Genomic DNA, 24,701 nt, shown 5'->3' with positions numbered 1-24,701 from the left:
GGCTTGGACGGGCCATTCTAGCATGTGGAAATTCGCCGTTTTGCCGACCTTTCGTTCTAGTCCGGATATGTCCGGCAGCGCCGCGCAGCGCCCGGCGGGCTGCCGCGCGGGCGCTCAGTGGCGCTCAGTGGCGATATGCCGCGAGCGCGTCGCGGGCCTGGTACGCCGTGTACGTGAGCTGCGCAGCCGCGAGGCCCGCCAGCCCGAACGTGCGCGTGAGCCCGAACGCGTTGAAGCCTTCCGGCACCGGCCGGCCTTCGGCCAGTGCGGCCGCGAGCGCCTCGCCGGCGACCGTGGTCGGCGCCATCCCGTGGCCGCCGAATGCGATCGCGTGCCACACGCCGTCCGCGTCGCGGCCGATCTGCGGCATCTTGTGCCGCGCGTAGCTCATCAGCCCGCCCCACGCATGGTCGACCTTCACGTCTTCCAGTTGCGGATACACGCGCAGCAGGTCGCGCCGCAGCAGGCGGGCGATCGCGTCGGGGCCGCGGTCGAGCACGGAGATCCGGCCGCCCCACAGGATGCGCGTGTCCTTCAGCGGACGGTAGTAGTCGAATGCGAAACGTGTGTCGTAGATCGCGTACGGGGCGTCGATCGCGTCGGGCAGGCGCGTGCCGAGCGGCTCGGTCGCGATCACGTAGGTCGCGATCGGCAGCACCGCGCGCTCGATGCGCGGCGACACGCCGCGCGCATAGCCGCCGCCGGCGAACACGACGTCCTTCGCGCGCACCGTGCCCTGTGCGGTGCGCACGACGTATCCGGCGCCTTCGCGCGCGATGCCGAGCGCGGCCGAGCGTTCGTACACGCGCGCGCCGCCGCGCGATGCGGCCGCCGCGACGCCGAGCACGTACTTGAGCGGATGGAAGTGGAAGGCGTTCGGCTCGAACAGGCCGCCGAAATAGCGCTGCGTCTTCAGCCGCGCACGCAGCGCGTCGGTCGCGACCGGCTCCCAGTCGACTTCGAATTCCGTCTTCATCAGCGTGCGCACGCTGTCGAGCCTCGAGGGATCGTCGAACCAGTTCGCGAGCATCACGCCCTGGTCGACGATGTCGCAGTCGATGCCGTAGCGCGCGATCCGCGCGCGGATCAGGTCGACTGCGTCGACGGTAAGCCGGTAGAGCCGCCGCCCCTCGTCGCGGCCGAGCGTGCGCAGCAGATCGGCGTTGTCGAGGCTGTAGCCGCCGAAGACGAAGCCGCCATTGCGGCCCGATGCGCCGAAGCCGACCCGTTCGCTGTCGAGCACGACGACGTCATGCACGCCGCGCTCGACGAGGCCGAGCGCCGTGCACAGGCCGGCGAGGCCGCCGCCGACGATGCAGACCTGCGTGTCGATCGTGCCGGTCAGTTGCGGGTAGGGCTGGCGGGTAACGGTGGCTTCGTAGAAGTTCTGCATGCGATTCGTTGACTCGTAACGGCGGAAAAACAGGCGGCGCGCATCGATCTTGCCTGAACGCGCGCGCCGCGTCGAATGGGGGCGGTGCCCGAACCGGCGCCGGCCGCCGTCATGCGGCAGCCGGCGCGGCGGGCAAGGTCACGCGCCCGGCGTCGGGTTCGCCGGCCCGGCGACGTAGGCCGGATAGGCGGGCGCGACGGCAGGCGCCGGCTCGGGCGCCGCATTGCGTTCGATCCACGGCGCGATTTCCATGTCTTCGTAGCGCACGAGGCGGCATTTGCGCACGAGTGCGTAGCCGAGCCAGATCGCGAGGAAGAACGGCAGGCCGATGTAGGTCGCGGCGACGCCCACCCAGTCGATCTTGTCGGAGAGAAACGCCTGGTAATCCTGGCCGAGCGCGACGACCGCGCACAACGCGAACGCGAACAGCGGGCCGAACGGGAACCACTTCGACCGGTATGGGAGCTGGTCGAGCCGGTAGCCCTGTTTCAGGAACCCCTTGCGGAACCGGTAGTGGCTGACCGCGATGCCGAGCCACGTGATGAAGCCGGCCATGCCCGACGTGTTCAGCAGCCACAGGTAGACCGTCTTGTCGCCATACAGCGACGTGAGGAAACACAGCGCGCCGACGGCGGTGGTCGCATACAGCGCGTTGCGCGGCACGCCGCCGCGCGACAGCTTCGCGAAGATCCTCGGCGCACGGCCTTCGACAGCGAGGTTGTAGAGCATCCGCGTCGACGCGTACATGCCAGAGTTGCCGGCCGACAGCACGGCCGTCAGGATCACCGAGTTCATCACGCCGGCCGCGAAGGCGAGGCCCGCGTGGCGGAACACGAGCGTGAACGGGCTTACGCCGATGTCGGTCACGTCGCTCTTCAGCAGGCTCGGGTCGGTATAGGGAATCAGCACGCCGATCACGAAGATCGCGAGCACGTAGAACAGCAGGATGCGCCAGAAGATCTGGCTCACCGCGCGCGGGATCGTCGTGCGCGGGTTTTCCGATTCGCCGGCCGCGACGCCGATCATTTCGGTGCCTTGGAACGAGAAGCCTGCGATCATCGCGACGCCGAGCATCGTCGCCCAGCCGCCGGCGAACGGCGCGTCGCCGATCGTGAAGTTGCCCCAGCCCGCACTCGGGCCGCCCTGCATGATCCCGAAGATCATCAGCAGGCCGACGCCGACGAACGCGAGCACCGTCAGCACCTTGATCAGCGCGAACCAGTATTCGGCTTCGCCGAAGCCGCGCACCGACAGCGCGTTGAGCGCGAAGATCAACGTGAGGAACAGCGCGCTCCACCAGACGCCCGGCACGTGCGGGAACCAGTAGTTCATCACGAGCTGCGCGGCGACGAGTTCCACCGCCAGCGTCACGGCCCAGCTGTACCAGTAGTTCCAGCCGAGCGCGAAGCCGAAGCCTTCGTCGACGAACTTCGCGCCGTAGGTCGCGAACGAGCCCGACACCGGCATGAACGCGGCCATTTCGCCGAGGCTCGTCATCAGGAAATAGACCATCAGGCCGATCACCATGTAAGCGAGCATCGCGCCGCCGGGGCCGGCCTGCGAGATCGACGCGCCGGACGCGACGAACAGGCCCGTGCCGATCGAGCCGCCGATCGCGATCATCCGCAGATGGCGCGCCTGCAGGCTGCGGTGGAGATGGGGCTGGGATGCGCGCGAGCCGGCCGGGCTCGCGCAAGCGGGGTGGGAATCTGGGCGCATGGGTGTTGGGCGCTGTCTCCGGGATTATTTTTCGGTGACGAAGCGCGGCATGTCCGCCCGCCGCCTGCCGGGCGGCGTCGACACGCGCGGTGCCCGGGGTGTCGGGCCGGGAGCATGTCGACTTCGTCTGGGGTCAGGCCGCGCCCGGCAACGCGGGGCATGGCGGCCATCGGTGCGTCGGGTGCTGTGCCGCACGCCTTGACGCCGGTCAAATTGTGTGGGGTCGAAGCGCAAGCGGCAAACGATATTTCCGAACTAGTTGATGCGTCCTCGTCATCAAGTGATGACGCACCGCAGCGTGCGCCGAGGTCGCGCGGCCGGCCGTGCCGCAGGGCTTTTGACGCGTCCGATCCGCGCCCGGGAAAGGTCGGACCGGACCCGGTGCTGTGATGCGTTTTCGGAATGAAGTCGTGAGTTAATATCAATAGCCGCCCGACTTGTGGCCACCGACAATGCTGGCCATGGATCGCACGCCGCGGCCCGAGGAGACGCGCGGCGGCGCGGCTGGGCCGCCGTGCACGCATCCGCTTGCACAGGGCGCGCGAACGCGCTCCAATCGAATCACGCGGGCGGCGCTGCCGCCGCACCGATCAATCTGTCCCTGAAGAGGAAGTGATGCAATTCAACGACATTCTTGCCGCGCTCGATATCGATCTCGCCCAGTGGAAAGGCAATGCGCTGACCGCGCGTTCGCCGCTCGACGGCGCGACGCTCGCGACGCTGGCCGTCGACACGCCCGCCGACGCCGAGCGCAAGATCGACGCCGCGCACGACGCATTCCTCAAGTGGCGCACGGTGCCCGCGCCGGTGCGCGGCGAGTTCGTGCGCGTGTTCGGCAACGTGCTCCGTGAGCACAAGGCCGAACTGGGCCGCCTCGTCACGCTCGAAGCCGGCAAGATCACGTCGGAAGGCCTGGGCGAAGTGCAGGAAATGATCGACATCTGCGATTTCGCGGTCGGCCTGTCGCGCCAGCTCTACGGCCTGACGATCGCATCCGAGCGCCCGGGCCACCGGATGATGGAAACGTGGCACCCGATCGGCGTGTGCGGCGTGATCTCGGCGTTCAACTTCCCGGTCGCGGTGTGGGCCTGGAACGCGGCGCTCGCGTTCGTGTGCGGCGATTCGGTCGTGTGGAAGCCGTCCGAGAAGACGCCGCTCACCGCGATCGCGTGCCACGTGCTGCTCGAGAAGGCGCTCCGCGAGTTCGAGAAGACGCATCCGGGCGTCGCGCCGAAGGGCCTGAGCCAGCTGGTGCTCGGCATGCGCGATGTCGGCGAGGTGCTGACGGCGTCGAAGAAGGTGCCGGTCGTCAGCGCGACGGGCAGCGTGCGGATGGGCCAGGAAGTCGCGAAGGTGCTGAGCCAGCGTCTCGCGCGCGGCATCCTCGAACTCGGCGGCAACAACGGGATGATCGTCGCGCCGAGCGCGGACCTGGATCTCGTGGTGCGCGCGGTCACGTTCGCGGCGGTCGGCACGGCCGGCCAGCGCTGCACGACGCTGCGCCGCCTGATCGTGCATCGCAGCCTGGTCGAGCAGCTGCTGCCGCGCATCGAGAAGGCCTATGCGTCGGTGAGGGTCGGCAACCCGCTTGAAGAAGGCACGCTGGTCGGCCCGCTGGTCGATCGCGCATCGTTCGATGCGATGCAGAAGGCGCTGGGCGATGCACGCGAACAGGGCGGCGAGGTGAAGGGCGGCGAGCGTGTCGACGTCGGTCACGCGGATGCGTATTACGTGCGCCCGGCCATCGTGCGGATGCCGAAGCAATCGGCCGTGGTCGAGCGCGAGACGTTCGCGCCGATTCTCTACGTGATGGTCTACGACAACTTCGACGACGCGATCGAACTGCACAACGCGGTGCCGCAAGGCCTGTCGTCGGCGATCTTCACGAACGACATGCGCGAGGCCGAGCAGTTCATGTCGGCAGCGGGCAGCGACTGCGGGATCGTCAACGTGAACATCGGCACGAGCGGCGCGGAGATCGGCGGTGCGTTCGGCGGCGAGAAGGAAACGGGCGGCGGCCGCGAGTCGGGTTCGGATGCGTGGAAGGCTTATATGCGCCGTGCAACGAATACGATCAATTACAGCCGGCAGTTGCCGTTGGCGCAGGGGGTGAAGTTCGACGTGTGATGCGGGGCGCCGCCGCTCGGCGGCCCACGCGCCGGCACCGGGAAAAGGGCGTTTGCGGTCGCCGCAAACGCCCTTTGCGTTTCAGCGGGGCGACGCCTCCCCCGCCGGCATATTCTGCACAACCAGCATCTGCGGACTCGACAACGTGATCTGCGCGGCGCGCAGCCGTTTCAGGATCTCGAACAGCAGATCGCTCTTCGTCGAGCTCGCGATCCGCGGGCTCGACACGTAGCCCGTCACGCTCAGCGTGATCCCGTCCGGCGTGAGCTGGCTGAACGTGACCGACGGCGCCGGCTTCTCGAGGATCGCCTGGTGCTCGCGGTACGCGTCGAGCAGCAGGTCGCGCACCTGCTCGGGATCGGTGTTCAGCGGGAACGTCAGCACCAGCGTCGCGACGCCCTGCGTGCTGTTGCCCATCGTCACGTTGCGCACGTTCTGCGAGATCAGCTGCGAGTTCGGCACGATCACGGTCGAGCGGTCGCTGAGCTGGATCTCGGTCGCGCGGACGTTGATGCGGCGGATGTCGCCTTCGACGCCCGCGATGCTGACCATGTCGCCGACCTTCACCGGGCGCTCGGTCAGCAGGATCAGCCCCGACACGAAGTTCTTCACGATCTCCTGCAGGCCGAAGCCGATACCCACCGACAACGCGCTGACGATCCACGCGAGGTTGTTCCACCGCACGCCGAGCAGCCCGAGCGTCATCAGCACGAGCAGTACGTAGCCGACGTTGGTGAACAGCGTGATCAGCGAGACGCGCATCCCCGTATCCATGCCGAGCGCGGGCATGAATTCGCTGTCGAGCCAGCGTCGCAGCGAGCGCAGCAGGTAGAAGCCGATCGCGAACCCGATTACCGCGTTCAGGATCCGGTCGGGCATGATGTTCAGGCTCTGCAGCCGCTGGCTGCCGATCATCGCGACCGCGCTGTCGAGCAGGTCGCCCGGCGTCGTGCCGAAGCCGCCCGTCACCAGCGCGATGGCCGCGATCAGCATCAGCAGGCTCGTGCCGAGGCCCGACAGCACGGTCTGCGCCTGTTCGAGATGCTTGTCGCCGAGCGCGAACAGGTGCTTGATCTGCTGCCCGCTCGACAGGTTCGCGTTGAACAGCGTGGCGCATGCGTCGCGCGTCAGTTGCGTCAGCACGTACACGCTGCACAGCACGATCTCGAACCACACGAGCTCGTACGTGATGAAGCGTGCGACCGTGACGTAACCGATCAGGAGTGCGATCAGCGATGCGACGATCGCCAGCGTGACGCCGGCATGGATCAGCCCCGCGAGCGTCGAGCGCTGCTCGGGTGCCTCGCCTGCCGCCGCGATCGCGGCGCGCGCGCGGTTGGCGCGCAACAGCGATGCGCCGACCGTCAGCGTGACGACGAGCGACACGATGCCGCGACCGAACAGCGTGACCGACAGGCTGGTGTCGACGATCCGGTTGATCGACTCGAGCGTGCCGGACACGAGCAGCAGCGCGGCCAGGATGCCGGGGAACGGCTTCATCGCGAGCGCAACGGGATCGGCGAGCGCGGGCAGGCGCCATGACGGATGCTTCGTGCAGAGCAGTGCGCGGCCGAGCCCGGCGATCAGCGCACAGGTGAGCGCCAGCTTCGCGAACTGGTCCCACAGATCGGTGAGCGTCGGCGTGAGATCGTAGCGGCGCGCCAGCGCGACATAGAGGAGCTGCACGGCGACGCCGGTGGTCAGCAGCGTGGTGACCGCGGTCGACAGCGCGAGCGCGCTGCGGCGCAGGCGGGTGGCCGGCAGGCGGTTCACGCAGAGCCAGGCGAGCCCGCGCTCGAGGAGGCGTCGGCCGCCGAGCCAGGCCGCGATCGCGGCCATCAGCAGCAGCGTGGTCACGATGCGCTGCCCCGGCTGCCAGGCCGACTTCAGCATCGCGACGAGCTGCTCGTCGAAGTCGCCGAGCCGCTGGGCGTCGTCCGGCGAAAGATGGAACAGCGGCAGCCAGAACTGCGCGCTGAAAATGCCGCCCGAACGGAACGCGAGCTGGTTCTTCAGCAGGCCGCGATGCAGTTTCGCGAACTGTTCGGCGAGGTTCGTGAGGTTGGTCTTCTGGTCGGCGGCCTGCTTCAGGGCCGCGTCGAGCTGCGTCTTGCGCGCGTTCAACGTCGCGCGCTGCTGCTCGACGGCCGGGGTCTCGGGCGCCGCGCCCGGCGCGGGCGGCGGTCCGAGCACGTCGAGCTGTGCCTGAATCTGCGCGCGTTGCGGGACCAGTTGCGCGCTCAGCTTGTCGACGGCGGCGCTCAACGCCTGGGTCGAGTCGGCCAGCGAGTCCAGCACCTTGCCGTTCGTCGTGGCGGACGTCTGCTGCTTGATGCGGTCGAGCTCGACCTGCATCTGCTTCAGCTCGGCGACCGCGTCACTCAACGAAATCGTCGGGGCGGACGCGCCGTCGGCGGAGGCCGCGCCCGATCCGGAAGCCGGCGACGGGAACGCGGACGCCGCCGCGACCGGAAGCAGGACCAGCAACGCGATCAGCGCGACCCGGCGTGCGAAAGTGGAAAATTGTTGTATGCGCATGGAATGCTTACGATTTGCCGACATGGCCGCTGCCGGCAGATCGTCCACGGGTTGTTACGGTTGGGCAGACGGCATGTTACCGGTGTGCGCCGGCGTCGGCCGCTGCCGCGGAATCTTCCGAGCATAGCGGGATGCAGGGCGCAATGTGTTGAGGAGGTGCGGCGGCGGGGCGGTTGCGCCATGCGCAGACTGGCGTGACGCGCTTGCGCGGCGTTGCGCGGCGGTCGATCCGCCGTGCGGCGCGGCAGCGCGCCGGCCGACAGATGGTTACGAAATTTACACAATGTGCGGGGCCGGTACAATGGAACCGATTCGCACGACGGCCGCGCGACGGCCGCCTGACGACGACACAACACGACAAGACAACATCAGGAGACGCGCAAACGATGGCTTCAACGGAAACCTTCCCACGGGCGCCCGCGACGCCGAACTCCACGCTCGGCGCCGGCTCGATTTCCGCCCGCCTCGACCGCCTGCCGCCCACGCGTACCGTCTGGAAGCTCGTCGTCCTGCTGAGCCTCGGCTTCTTCTTCGAGCTCTACGACCTGCTCTACAGCGGCTACGTCGCGCCCGGCCTCGTGAAAAGCGGGATCCTCTCCGCGACGACGCACGGCCTGTTCGGCACCACGGGCGTCGCGAGCTTCATCGCCGCGCTGTTTTCCGGGCTCTTCATCGGCACGATCGCCTGCGGATTCCTCGCCGACCGCTTCGGCCGCCGCGCGATCTTCACGTGGTCGCTGCTGTGGTACACGGCCGCGAACGTCGTGATGGCGTTCCAGGACACCGCCGCCGGGCTGAACTTCTGGCGTTTCGTCGTCGGTCTCGGCCTGGGCGTCGAGATGGTGACGATCGGCACGTACATCTCCGAGCTCGTACCGAAGCAGATCCGCGGCCGCGCATTCGCGTGCGAGCAGGCGGTCGGGTTCGTCGCGGTGCCGGTGGTCGCGTTCCTCGCGTACCTGCTCGTGCCGCACGCACCGTTCGGCCTCGATGGCTGGCGCTGGGTCGTGCTGATCGGCGCGCACGGCGCGCTGTTCGTGTGGTGGATTCGTCGCGAACTGCCGGAAAGCCCGCGCTGGCTCGCGCAGCAGGGCCGGGTCGACGAAGCCGACCGCATCATGCGCGCGCTGGAGGCGAAGGTCGAAGCCGAATACGGACGGCCGCTGCCGCCGCCCGCGCTTGCCCAGCCGGTGCACGCGCGCGGCAGCTTCCGCGACATGTGGGTGCAGCCGTATCGCAACCGCACGATCATGATGACGATCTTCAACGTGTTCCAGACGGTCGGCTTCTACGGCTTCGCGAACTGGGTGCCGACGCTGCTGATCAAGCAGGGCATCACGATCACGTCGAGCCTGATGTATTCGAGCGTGATCGCGCTCGCCGCTCCGGTCGGCCCGCTGATCGGCCTCGTGATCGCCGACCGCTTCGAGCGCAAGTCGGTGATCGTCGCGATGGCGGCGGCGATCGTCGTCTGCGGGCTGCTGTTCAGCCAGACGACGGTCGGCGCGTTCCTGATCGTGCTCGGCATCGGCCTCACGCTCGCCAGCAACATCATGTCGTACAGCTTCCACGCGTATCAGGCCGAGCTGTTCCCGACGTCGATCCGCGCCCGGGCCGTCGGCTTCGTCTATTCGTGGAGCCGCTTCTCGGCGATCTTCTCGTCGTTCGTGATCGCGGCCGTGCTGAAGGGCTTCGGCACCTTCGGCGTGTTCGCGTTCATCGCGGGCGCGATGGTGATCGTGATGGCCGCGATCGGGCTCATGGGGCCGCGCACGAAGGGCATCGCACTCGAAACCATCTCGAAGTAGCGGCCGCGCGGCGCGCAAGCGCCGCATTTCCCACGCGCGTAGAATGAAAAGTCAGACGACTCTCGCACCCCCATCAGCCTGATCGCGCTGCGCGCGGCCGGGCGCGCAGCGGCGAGGCGTCGGCGTTCGATGCGTCGTGGCCTCACGCGGACTGTGCGCTCGTTCGGCACGCGCGATGGCCGCTCCGGCCGATGGCATCGACCGTATGAAGTTTCCTCGCGTAACGCGGCGATTCATGTGGCCGCGCTGTCTTGCCGCTTCGCTAGCCGCGTGCGCATGCGCCGCGGTTTCGGCACTTCCCGCTCTCGCTGCGTCGCCTGCGTCCGTAGTGTCGCCGACGGCAACTGTTGCACCATCGTCGGCTGCATCGGGCGCATCATCCGCCGCCTCCGGCACGTCGGCCAGCGAGGTGGCGATTCCATTGCCGCGCATGCATCCGCCGCTGTCTCCCGCCGACGCCGCGAGCGCGACCGCGCGCGCGGTCGACATGCGCAAGCGCTTCACGCAGGAAGTCACGCGGCGCCTGAACGTGCCCGCAAGCGAGCAGCGCGCCTACGGCCAGCGTCTGCAGCAGGCGCTGGCGGCCAACGGACTCGCCGACCTCGCCGGCGAATACGTCGCGATGGTCGACCGCGCGCCGAACGTGCAGGCGCTCTTCATCTACTTCCGTGCCACGCCGGCCAACGCGTGGCTGATGATCGGCGCGTCGCCGGTCGGCACCGGGCTGCCGGGCAAGTACGACCATTTCCTGACGCCGCTCGGCGTGTTCCATCACTCGCCCGACAACATGGATTTTCGCGCGGAAGGCACGACGAACGAGAACGGCATTCGCGGCTACGGCCGCCGCGACATGCGCATCTACGACTTCGGCTGGGTGGACGGCGAGCGCGGCTGGGGCAAGGGCGGCGTGTCGCCGATGCGCTTCCAGATGCATGCGACCGATCCCGACCGGCTCGAATCGCTGCTCGGCATCCGGCACTCGAAGGGCTGCGTGCGGATTCCCGCGTCGCTGAACACGTTCCTCGATCGCCACGGCCTGCTCGACGACGATTACCAGGCGCGCGCGGAGACGGGCCAGTCGTTCTGGGTGCTGCACCCCGGGCGCGACATCACGCCGATCGCGGGCCGTTATCTGGTCGTGATCGACAGCGCGCGCAAGACCCGCCCGGCCTGGTCGCCGATGCCGGGGCGCAAGGCGTGGTCGAAGGTGCCGAAGGGCGGCGACACGGCGGATTGACCGCCGGCCCGGCCGCCGGTGCGACGCGATCCACGACTACATTGGTCCCGTGATCATCGCGAGCAACGGCGTCAACATCGGCGACAACGACATTCGCGTGCAGAAATCGGTGAAATACACGTGTCCGGACTACTACGGACTGAAGCTGACCGCGCGGTACGGCTTCAGCAGCGCGACGGGCTTCACGAACAACAACGCTTACGGCTTCGGCATCGGCTATGAGCACGGCCCGCCAGTTCCCTATAATGCGTGCGCGGCACGTCCGCCGCCGCACCAACGACAACGACAGGGACGAACTTTCCGATGGGCAATCGAGCATGGCTGTACCTCCAGGCAGGCGCGGGAGATGACGCGCGAACGATCGAGTTCGCGGAATCCAACAATCACTTTCCGCTGCTGTGGCGCGTGCTGCTCGCCGACGGCGGGGCGGGCGACGCGATCACGGATCAGCGCGTGTTCGGCGACGCCGGCACGCCGAACCTCGTCAGCGACGCACGCGCGGCGCATGCGCGGCTCAGCCGGCTCGCGTCGTTCGTCGTCGCGTATCCGCTGCCCGGCGACGATCCGGCGCTCGCGCGGCAGTTCGATGCGGTCGTGCGTCACCTCGGCGAGTCGATCGATGCGTTCGGCGATGCGCATGGCGCACCGCGGCTGTCCGCGAATCTCGACGAACTGTCGTGGTGCGACGAGCACGGCCCGAACGACTACATCGATGCCGAGCGCGATGCGTGCACGCGCCTGTGGTGGCGGGTCGCGAACTGCATGGATTTCCGCGACGTGCGCGGCGTGCGCGACGCGCTGGAGATCGAGCGTGCGTCCGGCTGGGGCGCGTGGGCGTGGCATTTCGGGTTCGGCGGGATGTCGCACGTCTACTTCGGGCGCCAGAACCCGCCGCGTGGCGTCGCCTACGCGGACTTCGTCGGCGAAGGCGAGGTGCACGGCGACTATCTCTACCATGCGCTCTACAGTTTCCGGGCGCGCAATGGGTTGTGGGGCGCGCGCCGCGACGCGGGCGACGCGTGGGAGATCGTCCTGCCGCCCGAATGGACGGGCCTGTGGCGCAGCGGCGCACGCGACTGGAGCCTGATCTGGGCCGCGCGCGACGGCCGTGTCGGGCTGATACGGTTCGACGACGACGACGGCCCGCAGATCGTGCGCGAACCGGCGTTCGACGCCGTGTGGGATTTCAGCGGCGACGTCGCGTGCGTGCGCGTCGGCGAGCGGTTCGGGCTCGTCGGCACGGACGGCACGTGGGTGCTCGAACCGTCGCTCGACGATTTCGGCGAATTCAACGGGGGGATTGCGTCCGCGAGCCTGGACGGCCGCTGGGGCTTCGTCGACACGCGCGGTGCGTGGGCGATTCCGCCGCGCTTCGACGCCGCGCAGGAATTCGTGCGCGACGGCGCGGCGGTATGCGAAGGTGATCGCTGGGGGCTCGTCGGCCGCGACGGTCAATGGCGCGCGCGGCCGGAATGGACGTCGCTCGAATGGTCGGCCGAGTGCAACGCGTACCTCGCGCAGCGGGACGGTCATGCGGGCCTCGTCGACATGACGGGCCGGGTCGTCATCGAGCCGCGCTATGCACGGGTGGCGCCGCTGGCGGATATAAACCGGATGGAGACGCTGCACGAACTCGGCGCGATGCGCTACATCGTGCAACGCGACGACGGGCGTTGCGCGATCGTCGACGGGCAGGGCCGCGTGCTGACGCCGTTCGATTTCACGAACGCGGGCGCGCTCCAGTGGCTGCCCGACGACGAAGAAGTGCCGGCCGAGCTGTTCACGCGCCATGCGGTCGGCGTGATGCCGGGCGAACCGGCGTCGCTGGCGGTCTGCGACTTCGACACCGGCGCGACGATCGCGCTCGGTCAGTACGACGAAGTGACGGGCCTGTTCTGGGGCGCCGATCACGGCTGGCTGGCCTGCCGATACGCGGAAGGCGGCGACGACGTGCGCGCGGCGGTGTTCCGTGCGGACGGCACCGTGCTGCATCCGGCGCGCTATACGCGGATCGGCGATGCGGGGCTGTTCGACGACGAAGGGCAGCACGCAGCGGATGCGACGCTGCAACCGTGGTTCGTCCGTCGTGTCGAGGTCGCGCAGAACTGGAGCATGGGCGAACCGGTCGCCGCGTTGCGCGACGACGGCGTGCCCGTATGGCTGTACGCGGACGGTCGAGCCGACACGCACCGGTGACGTCGCGTTACCGGAACAGCCTGAGCCAGTCGAACAGACCCGGACGCGGATGTCGCTTCGGCGGCGGCGGCGTGTAGGTCCTCGGCCGGAAGTCCGGCGAGAACTGCGCACGCGGATCGATCGCGCGCGCACGCAGTGCCGCATCGTAGAACGACCCGACGATCGGCAACGCGCTGTGCGCGCCCGCGCCCCAGTAGTCGCTGCGCAGCGTCACGCTGCCGTCGTCGAAGCCGACCCACGCGCCGGCCACCAGTTGCGGATGCATCAGGATGAACCAGCCGTCCGTGTTGTCCTGCGTCGTGCCGGTCTTGCCGGCCACGTCGGCGCGAATGCCGTAGCGCGCGCGGATGTCCGCACCGGTGCCGCGATCGACGACGCCGCGCATCACGTCGACCAGCGTCAGCGCCGCGTTCGCGGGCAGCGCCCGTTCCGGCGGCGGGCTCGCGAACACGGCCAGCACCTTGCCGTCGCGATCCTCGATGCGCGTGATCATCTGCGGCGCGACGTACACGCCCCGATTCGCGATCGTCCCGTAGGCGGACACCATTTCCTTCAGCGTGACGGGGCTCGTGCCGAGCGCGAGTGACGGCACCGCGTCGAGCGGGCTTTCGCGCACGCCCATCGCGCGCGCGAGCTGCGCGACCCTGGCCGCGCCTTCGCGCTGCATCACCTGCGCGGTGATGCGGTTGCGCGACAGCGCGAGCGCGTCACGCAGCGTCATCGGTGCGTCGGTCGGCGGCTCGGCATCGGTCGGACGCCACACAGCGTGAGCGTCGAGCGGGATCGCGACATTGCGGTCGACGAACGTATCGCCCGGGCGCATGCCGTCCGCGAACGCGGCGCCATAGACGAACGGCTTGAACGTCGAACCCGGCTGGCGCCGTGCCTGTACCACGTGATCGAACGGCTCGCTGCCGAAGTCGGGGCTGCCGACCCATGCGCGAATCGCGCCGTTGCGCGGATCGATCGCGACGAAGCCGGCCTGCACCTGCGTCTTGCTCCGGCACAGCGCGCGCATGAAGTCGCGATTCGCGCCGAGCCTGCGCAGCGCGACCGGGTCCGTCAGGCCGGCATCGCGCGCGCTGCGGTAGTCGGGCGTCTGCCGGATGAAGCCGCGGAACAGGTCGTTGCGCAGCCCGCAGCCGGACGGGCCGCGCCACGCGTCGTTCGCGATTTCCTGCAGCCGGTCCGTCTGCCGTTCGACCGCCTGCGTCGCCATGTCCTGCAGGCGCGCATCGAGCGTCGTGCGCACGACGAGGCCGTCCGAGTAGAGGTCGTAGTTGTTGCGGTCGGCCCAGGCGATCAGCCACTTGCGCAGCTGCACCGCGAAGTGCGGCGCGAGGCCCGGCGACGCGGCCTGCGGTTCGAAATCGACGCGCAGCGGCCGGCGGGTCAGCGCGGCATACGCGTCGGGCCGCAGCTTGCCGTATTTCTCCATCTGGCCGAGCACGGTGTTGCGCCGCTGCAGCGCGCGCTCTGGGTTGAGCACCGGGTTGTAGTAGCTGTTGCCCTTCAGCATCCCGACGAGCGTCGCGCTTTCGACGATGTCGAGCTGGTCGGCCGATTTGCCGAAGTAGGTACGCGCGGCCATCTCGACGCCGTACGCGTTGTACAGGAACGGCACGGTGTTCAGGTAGGTCTCGAGAATCTCGTCCTTGCTGTACACCGTCTCGATCTTGAACGCGGTGATCAGTTCCTTCACCTTGCGCGTGAGCGTCGGCGCGCGGCCGACTTCGTCCGGGTACAGGTTGCGCGCGAGCTGCTGCGTGATCGTCGAGCCGCCCTGGCGGCTGCCCGAGAACGTATGCAGCCCGGCCGCGAGCGTGCGGCGCCAGTCGATGCCGTGATGCGCGTAGAAGCGGTGGTCCTCGGTCGCGATCAGCGCGTCGACCATGTGTGGCGAGATCTGCTTGAGCGGCACCCATTCGCGGTTGACGGGCCGGAATTCGGCAATGAGCTGGCCGTCGGCCGACAGCACGCGCGCGGGGCGGTCGATGCGGGCCTTGCGGATGTCGCCGATGCTCGGCGTGAACGGCACGAACGCGAGCAGCGCCAGCAGGCCGACCATCGGTATCGCGGCGAGCGTCAGCGCGACGCCGCGGCGTGTCGGATGCCGCACGCGGCGCAGGCCGGCGGCGAGGGCGGAGCGGACGGCGGCAGCGCAGGCGGCTGCCGGCGGCCGGACGCGGGCGAGCCACCTTGCGCACTGTTCGCGGAAAAACGACACGGTTCGGCGATTCACGTTGGCGGGGCGCGGGCGGAAAAGGCGCGATCGTAGCAAACGGAACCGGCGCGCCGACGGCCAAAACCGGCTCCCGCTTGCAGGATTTACAGACGATTACACTTGTTTCCCGCCGCCAACGTCTCGTCGTGCGATCGCCGGCGATTTGCCTGACGAATCGCCGGGTTCGCGAGCGCGCCGCGCCTGCCGCGATCAGCGCCGCGGCGGTCGTGCGGTCGCCGCCGCCACCATGGCGATCACGTCCGCGAGCCGTTGCGCGGCCGCTTCCATCTGCGCGCGGCCGAACCCGCCGAAGCCCAGCACGAGCCCCGGGCGGGCGGTGCCGGGCGCGAACATCGGCGATACCGCGCGCACCGCGACGCCGGCTTGCGCGGCGCGCTCGACCACGTCGAGATCGTCGATGCGATCCGCGAGCCACAGCACGACGTGCATCCCCTGATCGCCCGGCTGCACCCACGCGCGTTCACGCGGCAGCCGCGCGCCGAGCGTGTCGATCAGCAGCGCGCGCTGCTCCGCATACACGCCGCGCACGCGGCGGATGTGGCGGTCGAGATGGCCTTCCGCGATGAACGCGGCCAGCACGTGCTGGTCGGCGGTCGGCACATGGCGATCCATCAGTGCGCGCGCGCCGCAGAACGCGGGCACGAGATCGTGGGGGGCGATCACGTAGCCGAGCCGCAGCGACGGAAACAGGATCTTGCTGAACGTGCCGAGGTAGATCACGCGATCGGGGTCGAGACCCTGCAGCGACGGGAACGGATAGCCTTCGTAGCGCAGCTCGCTGTCGTAGTCGTCCTCGACCACCCATGCGTGCCGTGCACGCGCCCACGCGAGCAGCGCATTGCGCCGCGCCATGCTGAGCGGCATGCCGAGCGGATACTGGTGCGACGGCGTGACGAACGCGGCGCGCGCATCGGGCGCGAGGCGGATGCCGGCGTCGACGTCGAGGCCGTCGGCGTCGACCGGCACGCGCACCATCGCGTCGTGCCGCCCGGTGCTCTCGAGCAGCGCGGTAATGCCGCGATAGGCCGGGTTCTCGACCCAGGCGCGGTCGCCCGCGCCGAGCAGCAGCTGGCTCGCGAGGTGCAGCCCCTGCTGCGTGCCGCTCGTGATCACGACCTGGCCGGCATCGCAGCGCACCGAGCGCGAACGGCGCACGTAGTCGGCGATCGCTTCGCGCAGCGGCAGCGCGCCTTGCGGATCGGCATAGCCGGACGGCGCGCCGGCGCCGCGCGCGCGCAGGCGGTTGCCGAGCCGGCGCCAGATGTCGTCGGGCGCGGTGAGGCCGATCGGCACCGAGATCGCGAACGGCATCGCCGGCAGCGGGCGGAATTCGCGGGCGATCCGCGCGAAGGCGGCGGCCGGCTCGGGCAGGCCGCGCGTGCGGCCGGCGCGGGCCGGGCGCCCGCGTTCGGTTGCGGCGGCCGGTGCGGCGAGCGGGGGCGGCTCGGCCAGCGCCTGCGCGACGCGTGTGTCCGCGCCGCCGCGCGATTCGAGAAAGCCTTCGGCGATGAGCTGCGCATACGCATCGACGACGGTGCCGCGGGCCACCTGCAGCGACGTGGCGAGCAGCCGCGTGGACGGCAGCGTGTCGCCCGGCCGGACGTCGCCGCGGCGCACGGCTTCGCGCAGCGCCTGCGCGAGCTGGCGGCTCAGGTCGCCGGCCGCGCGGTCGAGCGCGCCGAGCGACGGGATTTCGACGATCCGGGTCGTTCTTGCCATGATTCTGGTCTGCTGAAATTGTTCCAAACCGGCTCTACAGCATAAACCAGTTTGCGGTCACAATCGGGGCGTCACGGGGCGATCCCGTGAGCCTCTTGACCTTTACCCGACTGTGGAGCCGCCATGTACGTCCCTGCCCATTTCGACGAACCCCGCATCGAGACGCTGCACGCGCTGATCGTGCAGCATCCGTTCGGCAGCCTGATCACGCACGGCAGGAACGGGCTCGACGCGATTCACATTCCGTTCGAGCTGCTGCCCGCCGACGGCGGGCTCGGCGAGCTGCACGCGCACGTCTCGCGCGCGAATCCGGTCTGGCAGGAGGTCGCGAACGGCGACGAGGTGCTCGCGATCTTCCGCGCGGGCGACGCGTACATCTCGCCGACCTGGTATCCGAGCAAGCATGCGGCGCACCGGCAGGTGCCGACGTGGAACTACGTGGTCGTGCATGCACACGGCCGCATCACGGTGCGCGACGACGAGAAGTTCGTGCGCGGTGTGGTCGCGCGGCTGACGCGTACGCATGAGGCGTCGCAGCCGGTGCCGTGGAAGATGGGCGACGCTCCGAAGGACTACATCGACATGATGTTGGAGTCGATCGTCGGGCTGCAGATCGAGATCACGCGACTCGTCGGCAAGCGCAAGCTCGGGCAGAACAAGGCGGTGGAGGATATTCGCGGGGCGGGGGAGGCGTTGGTCGCGCGGGGGGAGCGGGTGATTGGGGAGGCGATGCTTGGGGAGGTTGGGGGGGAGCGGGGGTAGGGGTGGAGAGATCGGCACGTGCATGGTCGATGTCCATGTCGTCGCACCATCGACAGATTCGTGCACTATAGTCAATGCTGCCAAGCAAGGCGAACGAACTGAAGGCTGATTTTAATAACTTCTCGGGGAATACATGGAATGAGGGGCTCGAATTATCTGATCGTGCTGGTGGGTGTCATCTATTCCGCAGCCGCCTTTTCGCAAAGTCCGGCTCTCCCAGCGACGGATGTTCAGAGCATAAACGCATTGACTGACAAGGTTTACAAGATTCCGTACCACGACATTGTTTGTGCGTTTGGCCATCTCAATCCGAAGACTCACGCCTATGCCGACAAGAAATTCAGCGATAAAAAGGTTCGTGAGAAGGCTTACCAGGCAACCTTTGGCGATGTCTTTTCAAGTGCGCTTTTGAGCAAGTTCGACAAGCAGTGCGTCGATACGGATTGGGCCGGATTGAAGCCCGATTTTCGGACGGCGGACCAGGATTCGGAAGATGATTACTTGAAAGGCCATGCGCCTGTTCTGAGAGTGAAGGGCAAGCCGGTCATCATTCAGCAGAACGGCGCGCAAGCGCGGGTCAAAGTCTTGTGGAAGCAGGTTTACACCGAGGGAAAAAATACGCAGGTGACGAACGGGCGAACCGACCTGGTCCTGGTGCGGGAGCACGGCCTTTGGCGCGTCGACGATGCTATTGCAAATCCGTCGTCTGAGTACGACGATGCCGGTGTCGGCGAGTTCGATAAATCGGTTGGGGTATCGCGTTTGAGAGGATGATGTGCCCTGCCCCGGGATGCTATTCACAACCACATGCCGGGATAGAATTGGTCGGGCCGGCATCGTGAATGTTGCGCGCGATGTTCGCGAACAACAAGTGGTAGCTGAAAGCGACGACCGTTGCCATATCGTTCGATTCATTTTTTCCACGAATATTGTTGATGATGAAGTTATCCAAACTCGCCGCATGTACGGCAATTTTCACTGTTGCACTCGCCAATGTGGCGTATGCCCGTGATCTGGACAAGAGCGACCCCGACCGTGCGCACATACTGGCAGCCGTCCACCGGCTGAACGACAACGATCCGGCCCTGAAGGACTATCACTATTTCGTCGTTGATCTGGTGAAAGACCATGATGCTGCGTTCATGTGCGCGGCACTGGCGGATAAGGAAGGTCATTTGGAGATGACGGATGACCAGACCGAGATCATGATGTTCGCGCTGGAAAAGCGTAGCCCGCAATGGGTAGCAACCGATCTCCACGGCGTGGGATTCGCTGCTGGCGCAAAGCCCGTGCAATCGGATTGCCTCGTGGACGGTCATGCCGTGAATACGCGTGCCGATATCAATGCAGCGTTGAAGGCGACGGGACATAAGCCACTCGCTTTGCGCTGACAGCACCTCACCCAGGCTATCGATCCGGAATGTTGGGTGCAGTTCCGGTCGATTGCCGCATGCTGCGGCGGTAAAAAGCAGCCTGGACCGCCGTTCTAAATCATGCGCTTGGCGGTCCGCCGCCGCGCAGCCCGGACGGCGCGAACAGCGGCTACTGCGTCCGCGCTGCGTCCCGCTGGGCCTGCGTCATCGGCGCCGTTTTCGCCGTCCGCGCGAGCGCATCGCGAATCGCGGCCTCGGTCTTGTCATACCCCCCTTCACCAAAGCGCGTGTAAACGATCTTTCCATTCCCATCGATCAAATACAGCGCCGGCCAGTAGCGATTCCCGTACGCATTCCACGTGTCATAGCGGTTATCCTGCGCGACCGGATACCGGATGCCGAAGCGCCTGATCGCATCGGCGACGTTGCCCGCGTCGCGCTCGAACGGATACTCGGGCGTATGCACGCCGACCACCACGAGCCCCTGGTCGCGATACTTGCGATCCCACTCCTTCACGTACGGAATCGTATGAATGCAGTTGATGCACGAGTACGTCCAGAAATCGACGAGCACGACCTTGCCGCGCAACTGGCCGAGCGTCAGCGGCGCGCTGTTGTGCCAGCGGTCGATGCCGGCGAGCTCGGGCGCCGGCGCGCCGGCTTCCGCCATCGGCGGGACGGTCTGGCCGCGCGTCTCGGCGAACGCCGCGAATGCGGCGGCAGCGGCTAAGGCGGTAACGGCGGCGGCGGTCTTGAATCGGCTGAGCATGGTGAATCCTCCATGGATCGGGGCCCCGGCCGGCCCGGTGCGGGCCGCGGTCGTTCGGGTTTCGACAGACCGTATTGGGCCGTGCGGCCGTATCCGGCATGTGTCCGTCACCCCGCCTGTTTGCAATGTCGTGTGTCCGCGGCCGGGCCGGATACACTGGGATACAAACCGATGCGCGGCTTGCGGTATAAAGCGAACATCCGGATTCCCGCGGCATGCGCCGCACCTTTGATCGCCTTCATGGACAAGATCGACCACGTGCTGATCGTCGACGACGATCGCGCGATCCGCGAACTGATCGCGGATTATCTGGAGAAGAACGGCATGCGCGTATCGCTGGCCGCGAACGGCCGCGAGATGCGCAACGTGCTGGACGACGGCGCGCCCGACCTGATCGTGCTCGACCTGATGATGCCGGGCGAGGACGGCCTCACGCTGTGCCGCGACCTGCGCGCGGGCAAGTTCCGTACGGTGCCGGTGCTGATGCTGACCGCACGCGGCGAGGAAACCGACCGCATCATCGGCCTCGAGATGGGCGCCGACGACTACCTCGCCAAGCCGTTCGCGGTGCGCGAACTGCTCGCGCGGATCCGCTCGGTGCTGCGGCGCGCACGCATGCTGCCGCCCGGCATGCAGGTGACGGAAACGGCCGCGATGCTCGCGTTCGGCGAATGGCGTCTCGACACGACCGGGCGCCATCTGCTCGACACCGACGGCACGCTGGTCGCGCTGAGCGGTGCCGAATACCGGCTGCTGCGCGTGTTCCTCGACAATCCGCAGCGCGTGCTGACGCGCGACCAGTTGCTCAATCTCACGCAGGGGCGGCAGTCCGACCCGTTCGACCGGTCGATCGACCTGCTCGTGAGCCGGCTGCGCCAGCGCCTGCGCGACGGCGCGCGCGAGCCGCGCTACATCAAGACGCTGCGCAACGAGGGCTACGTGTTCTCGTCGGCCGTGACCGCCGTCGACGGTACGCCATGAGCGCGCGCCCGTCGTGGCACTGGCCGCGCTCGCTGTTCGCGCGGCTCGCTCTGATCCTGTGCGTGGGCCTCGCGCTCGCGCAGACGCTGTCGTTCTGGCTCACGGTGACCGAGCGCGACCAGGCGACCACCAACCTGATGATGGGCTACATCGAGCGCGAGGTCGCGAGCTCGGTCGCGCTGCTCGACCACCTGCCGCCGGCCGAGCGGGCCGCGTGGCTGCCGCGCCTCGCGCGGCGCAGCTATGCGTTCATCCTCGGGCCCGGCGAGACCGGCACGCCGCCGGAAGCGCGGCTGTCGGCGCGCGTCGAGCGGTCGATTTCCGACGGCATCGGCGGCGACTACCCGCTGACCGCGAACGCGATCCCCGGCGACCGCGAACATCTGCAGGTGCATCTGCGCCTGACCGACGGGTCGCCGCTGACGATCGACATCCATCCGATGTCGACGGTGCCGCTGTCGGGCTGGCTGCCGGTCGTGCTCTTGCTGCAGCTCGCGGTGCTGGCCGCGTGCTGCTGGCTCGCGGTGCGGCTCGCGACGCGGCCGCTCAAGCAGCTCGCGCAGGCCGCCGATGCGCTCGGCCCCGACCTGAAGGGCGAGCGGCTGGACGAGGGCGGGCCGTCGGAAGTCGCGCGCGCCGCCCGGGCGTTCAACGCGATGCAGGACCGCATCGCGCAGTACATGGCCGAGCGCATGCAGATCCTCGCGTCGATCTCGCACGACCTGCAGACGCCGATTACGCGAATGCGCTTGCGCGTCGACGTGATGGACGACGACACGCAGGGCGCGAAGCTGCGCCAGGACCTGCTCGAGATGGAGCATCTGGTGAAGGAGGGCGTGGCGTATGCGCGGACGCTGCACGGCACCGAGGAGGCCGCGCGCCGCATCGATCTCGATGCGTTGCTCGACAGCATCGTGTGCGACTACACCGATGCGGGGCAGGACGTCGCGCTGCACGGCCGCACGCCGCTCGCGCTCGTCACGCGGCCGAAGGCGCTGCGCCGCATCGTCGGCAACCTCGTCGACAACGCGCTGAAGTTCGCGGGCGCGGCCGAGATCGACGTGACGGTAGCCCCCGACGGCGGCGCGGTGATCGCCGTGCTCGACCGCGGGCCCGGCATTCCGGACGATCAGCTCGACGCGGTGTTCGAGCCGTTCCGGCGCGTGGAGACGTCGCGCAACCGGGAGACGGGCGGCACGGGGCTCGGCCTCGCGATCGCGCGGCAACTCGCGCTCGCGATGGGCGGCACGCTGACGCTGAACAACCGGACGGACGGCGGCGGGCTGGAGGCGCGGCTCACGCTGCGCAATCTCGCCGGCTAGCGCGGGCCGTTCAGCGGATCAGATCCGCGGCAGATGCGCATCGACGAGCGGCGCGAGCGTCGGCGCATGCACGGCCGCGAGATCGTGCCGCCCGCCCGGCACGACGTGCAGCTGCGCGTCGGGCAGCCGTTCGAGCAGCCGTTGGCCGGCCGCGACGGGGCTGAGCGGATCGTCGTCGCCCCACAGCAGCAGCGTCGGCTGCGCGACCCGGCCCAGCTCCGCCGACAGGTCGGCGCGAAACGATACGAACCAGTCGGGCAGGTGCGGATTCGCCGCGACGAATCCGGTGCGCCAGTCCTGCGCACCGAGCCCTTCCATGTCGAGCCCGCCGGACGTGACCGTCAGCACGAGGTGCGTGACCAAGCCGGGCTTGTCGAGCGCCGCGCGCATCGCGATCACGCCGCCCATCGATTGCGCGATCACGGCGGTCGGCCGGTCGATGTGCCGCAGCACGCGCCGCACGAGGCCGTCGAAGTCGCGGACGTCCGGATCGGCGGGCTCGTCGCCGAAGCCGGGATAGGCGACGACGCGCCGCTCGGCGGGGTGGGTCAGGTTGTCGATCAGCGGTTGCCAGAAGGCGGTGCTGCCCGATGCGCCGGGCAGGAAGAGCAGTTGCGATGGAATTGGCATGTCGGTCTGATTTCTCGTGATTGAAGGCTTGATATGCGCGTCAGTCGGTCGCGAGGCGCGCGTACATCGCGAAATCGCCCGGCGTGCCGCGCACCATCTTGTACGCGCGCAACAGCCCTTCGTAGCGGTAGCCGCACTTTTGCAGCACGCGCGCCGAGCGCGCGTTGGTCGCGAGGACGACGCCCTGGATTCGCACGAAGCCGTACTCGGCGAACGCCCATTCAGTGACGGCCGAGCATGCCGCGCTCGCGACCCCGCGCCCCCAGTGCGACGGCGCGAGATCGTATGCGATCTCCGCCGAGCGGTTCACGGTGGAGACGGAATGCAGGCCGATCGTCCCGGCGAGCGCGCCGCCGGCGTTGTCGTCGACGATCGCGAGGCGCCGGATCGACTCCGGGTCCGGCGATTCGAAGCCGTCGAACAGCGGCAGCAGATCGTCGGGCGAGCGCAGGTTCCAGCTCGTGTGGCGGAAGACATCGGGGTTCGTCAGGTACGCGTACCACGCGTCGAGGTCGGCGCGTTCGAGCTGGCGGAGCGACAGGCCCGGACAGGGCGATCGGGGCGGCGCATCGATTTTCATTTTTGAGGAACCTGTGAAAGCCCGGCTGCGATTGGTCGTTCGACCTGCGCGCTGCCGTCCACATCCGACGCGCGCGCACGCCACCGCTGACTATCTCATTTTCCACAAGAAATTCTTTTGATTCTTCCGCTTTCTCGTGGAATCGGTTCCTTCTACCATTGCGAGCCGTTTCAGGCGCGCTCCAGCGTGCCTGAAGCGCGTCACGCTGTACGGCATCGTCGACGCGGGCGTGACCTATCGCAGCAACGAACGGGTCGGCTCCGCGGGCGCGTACACCGGCCATTCGAGCGTCGGGCTCACGACCGGCAACCTGTCCGGCAGCCGCTGGGGCATCAAGGGTTCCGAGGATCTGGGCGGCGGGATGCGCGCGCTGTTCGTCCTCGAGAACGGCTTCGACATCACGAACGGCACGTCGGGCCAGGGGGGCCGCCAGTTCGGCCGCCAGGCGTTCGTCGGCCTCGGCAGCGACCGCTACGGCACGGTCTCGCTCGGCCGCCAGTACACGTCGCTCGACGACTTCGTGAGCCCGGTCGGCCCGTCGTCGTTCATCGGCGGCTTCGGCGCACACCCGGGCGACATCGACGACCTCGACCAGACCGCGCGCGTCGACAGCTCGATCAAGTACACGAGCGCCAACTACTCGGGCTTCACGTTCGGTGCGCTGTACGGCTTCGGCAGCCAGCCGGGCAGCATGAAGCAGCGCAACACGTGGAGCGTCGGCGTCGGCTACGAGCGTTCGGACAACAGCAAGACGGGCGCGACCGACCCGACGGCCGGCAAGTGGCAGAGCACCGACGACGGGCTGTTCAACTCGTCGATCAACGAAGGCTATGCGAGCGCGCAGTCGCAGCAGATCATCGCGACCGGCGCGACCTACGATTTCGGCCCGGCCGTGGTCGGCGTGAACTACAGCAACGTGCAGTACCGCAGCGGTGCTCAGTCGCTGTTCAACGGCCACGCGACGTTCAATGTCGCGGGCGTGTTCACGCGCTGGAACGTGCAGCCGCAGACGCAGCTGTTCGCGGGCTACAGCTACACGCGCGGCAGCGACGTCGACGGCATCGACAACCGTGCGCAGTACCACAACGTGACGCTCGGCGCGGTCTACGACCTGTCGAAGCGCACCAGCGTGTACCTGCTCGGCGCGTACCAGCATGCGTCCGGCACGACGCTCGACGCGCTCGGCCGGCCGGTGGCCGCGACCGCGTCGGTGTCCGACAAGGCGAACGGCCACTCGTCCGATTCGCGCTCGCAGGCCATCGTCAGCCTCGGCATGCGTCAGCGGTTCTGACGGCCGGCCTA

At 68.2% G+C, this 24,701-nt stretch carries 18 protein-coding genes and 1 pseudogene; 11 read left to right on the top strand and 8 right to left on the bottom strand.

All coding sequences use genetic code 11. From position 1 onward, the window contains the following. Positions 1–124 precede the first annotated feature (124 nt). Positions 125–1,393, bottom strand: a complete 1,269-nt coding sequence (locus WT26_RS33065; protein WP_069274907.1) for an NAD(P)/FAD-dependent oxidoreductase — start codon at positions 1,391–1,393, stop codon at positions 125–127. Positions 1,394–1,531: 138 nt separating this feature from the next. Continuing rightward, entirely contained in the window at positions 1,532–3,112 is a 1,581-nt protein-coding gene (locus WT26_RS33060) for an amino acid permease (RefSeq protein WP_069274906.1), read from the bottom strand. 615 nt (positions 3,113–3,727) lie between these two features. Here WT26_RS33060 and WT26_RS33055 point away from each other — a divergent pair. Then, positions 3,728–5,239, top strand: coding sequence for an aldehyde dehydrogenase family protein (locus WT26_RS33055; protein ID WP_069274905.1), 1,512 nt, complete (start codon positions 3,728–3,730; stop codon positions 5,237–5,239). An 81-nt stretch (positions 5,240–5,320) separates the two neighbouring features. Here the strand turns inward: WT26_RS33055 and WT26_RS33050 are convergent, their stop codons facing one another. Further along, complete coding sequence (locus WT26_RS33050) at positions 5,321–7,777, bottom strand: DUF3772 domain-containing protein (RefSeq protein WP_069274904.1); 2,457 nt, start codon at positions 7,775–7,777, stop codon at positions 5,321–5,323. A 386-nt stretch (positions 7,778–8,163) separates the two neighbouring features. On the opposite strand from WT26_RS33050, the gene WT26_RS33045 reads away from it, so the two are divergent. The 4 genes and pseudogenes from WT26_RS33045 to WT26_RS33035 all read left to right on the top strand — a co-directional run bounded on the left by WT26_RS33045 (position 8,164) and on the right by WT26_RS33035 (position 13,018). Continuing rightward, a complete protein-coding gene (locus WT26_RS33045; protein WP_069274903.1) occupies positions 8,164–9,585 on the top strand; it encodes an MFS transporter in 1,422 nt (473 codons plus the stop codon). A gap of 205 nt (positions 9,586–9,790) precedes the next feature. After that, the gene (locus WT26_RS33040) at positions 9,791–10,822 is read left to right on the top strand and encodes a hypothetical protein (RefSeq protein ID WP_420480946.1); all 1,032 of its coding nucleotides are present in this window, start codon (positions 9,791–9,793) and stop codon (positions 10,820–10,822) included. Between the two features lie 10 nt (positions 10,823–10,832). After that, positions 10,833–11,054 (top strand): annotated as a pseudogene (locus WT26_RS38970) (porin); the annotation flags it as partial. Between the two features lie 71 nt (positions 11,055–11,125). Continuing rightward, positions 11,126–13,018: a WG repeat-containing protein gene (locus WT26_RS33035; RefSeq protein ID WP_069274901.1), complete on the top strand. Its 1,893-nt coding sequence runs from the start codon at positions 11,126–11,128 to the stop codon at positions 13,016–13,018. Positions 13,019–13,025: 7 nt separating this feature from the next. Here the strand turns inward: WT26_RS33035 and WT26_RS33030 are convergent, their stop codons facing one another. After that, the gene (locus WT26_RS33030; protein ID WP_069274900.1) at positions 13,026–15,245 is read right to left on the bottom strand and encodes a penicillin-binding protein 1A; all 2,220 of its coding nucleotides are present in this window, start codon (positions 15,243–15,245) and stop codon (positions 13,026–13,028) included. 207 nt (positions 15,246–15,452) lie between these two features. Beyond that, positions 15,453–16,982: a PLP-dependent aminotransferase family protein gene (locus WT26_RS33025; protein ID WP_069274899.1), complete on the bottom strand. Its 1,530-nt coding sequence runs from the start codon at positions 16,980–16,982 to the stop codon at positions 15,453–15,455. A gap of 123 nt (positions 16,983–17,105) precedes the next feature. Here WT26_RS33025 and WT26_RS33020 point away from each other — a divergent pair, with 123 nt between their 5' ends. The 3 genes from WT26_RS33020 to WT26_RS33010 all read left to right on the top strand — a co-directional run bounded on the left by WT26_RS33020 (position 17,106) and on the right by WT26_RS33010 (position 19,135). Beyond that, positions 17,106–17,744, top strand: a complete 639-nt coding sequence (locus tag WT26_RS33020) for an FMN-binding negative transcriptional regulator (RefSeq protein WP_069274898.1) — start codon at positions 17,106–17,108, stop codon at positions 17,742–17,744. 138 nt (positions 17,745–17,882) lie between these two features. Then, the gene (locus WT26_RS33015; protein ID WP_059957962.1) at positions 17,883–18,518 is read left to right on the top strand and encodes a hypothetical protein; all 636 of its coding nucleotides are present in this window, start codon (positions 17,883–17,885) and stop codon (positions 18,516–18,518) included. 161 nt (positions 18,519–18,679) lie between these two features. Continuing rightward, positions 18,680–19,135, top strand: coding sequence for a hypothetical protein (locus WT26_RS33010; protein ID WP_069271678.1), 456 nt, complete (start codon positions 18,680–18,682; stop codon positions 19,133–19,135). Between the two features lie 151 nt (positions 19,136–19,286). On the opposite strand, the gene WT26_RS33005 is transcribed toward WT26_RS33010, so the two are convergent. Further along, entirely contained in the window at positions 19,287–19,886 is a 600-nt protein-coding gene (locus tag WT26_RS33005; RefSeq protein ID WP_069274897.1) for a thioredoxin family protein, read from the bottom strand. 240 nt (positions 19,887–20,126) lie between these two features. On the opposite strand from WT26_RS33005, the gene WT26_RS33000 reads away from it, so the two are divergent. Both WT26_RS33000 and WT26_RS32995 read left to right on the top strand, forming a co-directional pair. Next, a complete protein-coding gene (locus WT26_RS33000) occupies positions 20,127–20,867 on the top strand; it encodes a response regulator (RefSeq protein ID WP_021161177.1) in 741 nt (246 codons plus the stop codon). After that, on the top strand, positions 20,864–22,189 hold the full coding sequence (locus WT26_RS32995) for an ATP-binding protein (RefSeq protein WP_069274896.1): 1,326 nt from the start codon (positions 20,864–20,866) through the stop codon (positions 22,187–22,189). Before WT26_RS33000 ends, WT26_RS32995 begins: the two co-directional genes overlap by 4 nt. 18 nt (positions 22,190–22,207) lie before the next feature. Here the strand turns inward: WT26_RS32995 and WT26_RS32990 are convergent, their stop codons facing one another. Together WT26_RS32990 and WT26_RS32985 are read right to left on the bottom strand one after the other, a co-directional pair. Beyond that, a complete protein-coding gene (locus WT26_RS32990) occupies positions 22,208–22,819 on the bottom strand; it encodes an alpha/beta fold hydrolase (RefSeq protein ID WP_069274895.1) in 612 nt (203 codons plus the stop codon). A 40-nt stretch (positions 22,820–22,859) separates the two neighbouring features. Next, positions 22,860–23,399, bottom strand: coding sequence for a GNAT family N-acetyltransferase (locus WT26_RS32985; protein WP_069274894.1), 540 nt, complete (start codon positions 23,397–23,399; stop codon positions 22,860–22,862). Between the two features lie 157 nt (positions 23,400–23,556). Here WT26_RS32985 and WT26_RS32980 point away from each other — a divergent pair, with 157 nt between their 5' ends. Beyond that, complete coding sequence (locus WT26_RS32980) at positions 23,557–24,690, top strand: porin (protein WP_069275226.1); 1,134 nt, start codon at positions 23,557–23,559, stop codon at positions 24,688–24,690. Positions 24,691–24,701: the final 11 nt, after the last annotated feature.

This window comes from Burkholderia cepacia, assembly GCF_001718835.1.
In the GTDB taxonomy this organism is placed as follows: Bacteria; Pseudomonadota; Gammaproteobacteria; order Burkholderiales; family Burkholderiaceae; genus Burkholderia; species Burkholderia cepacia_F.
The sequence above is the reverse complement of the archived record's forward strand: the minus strand, read 5'-3'. Positions and strand labels throughout refer to the sequence as shown.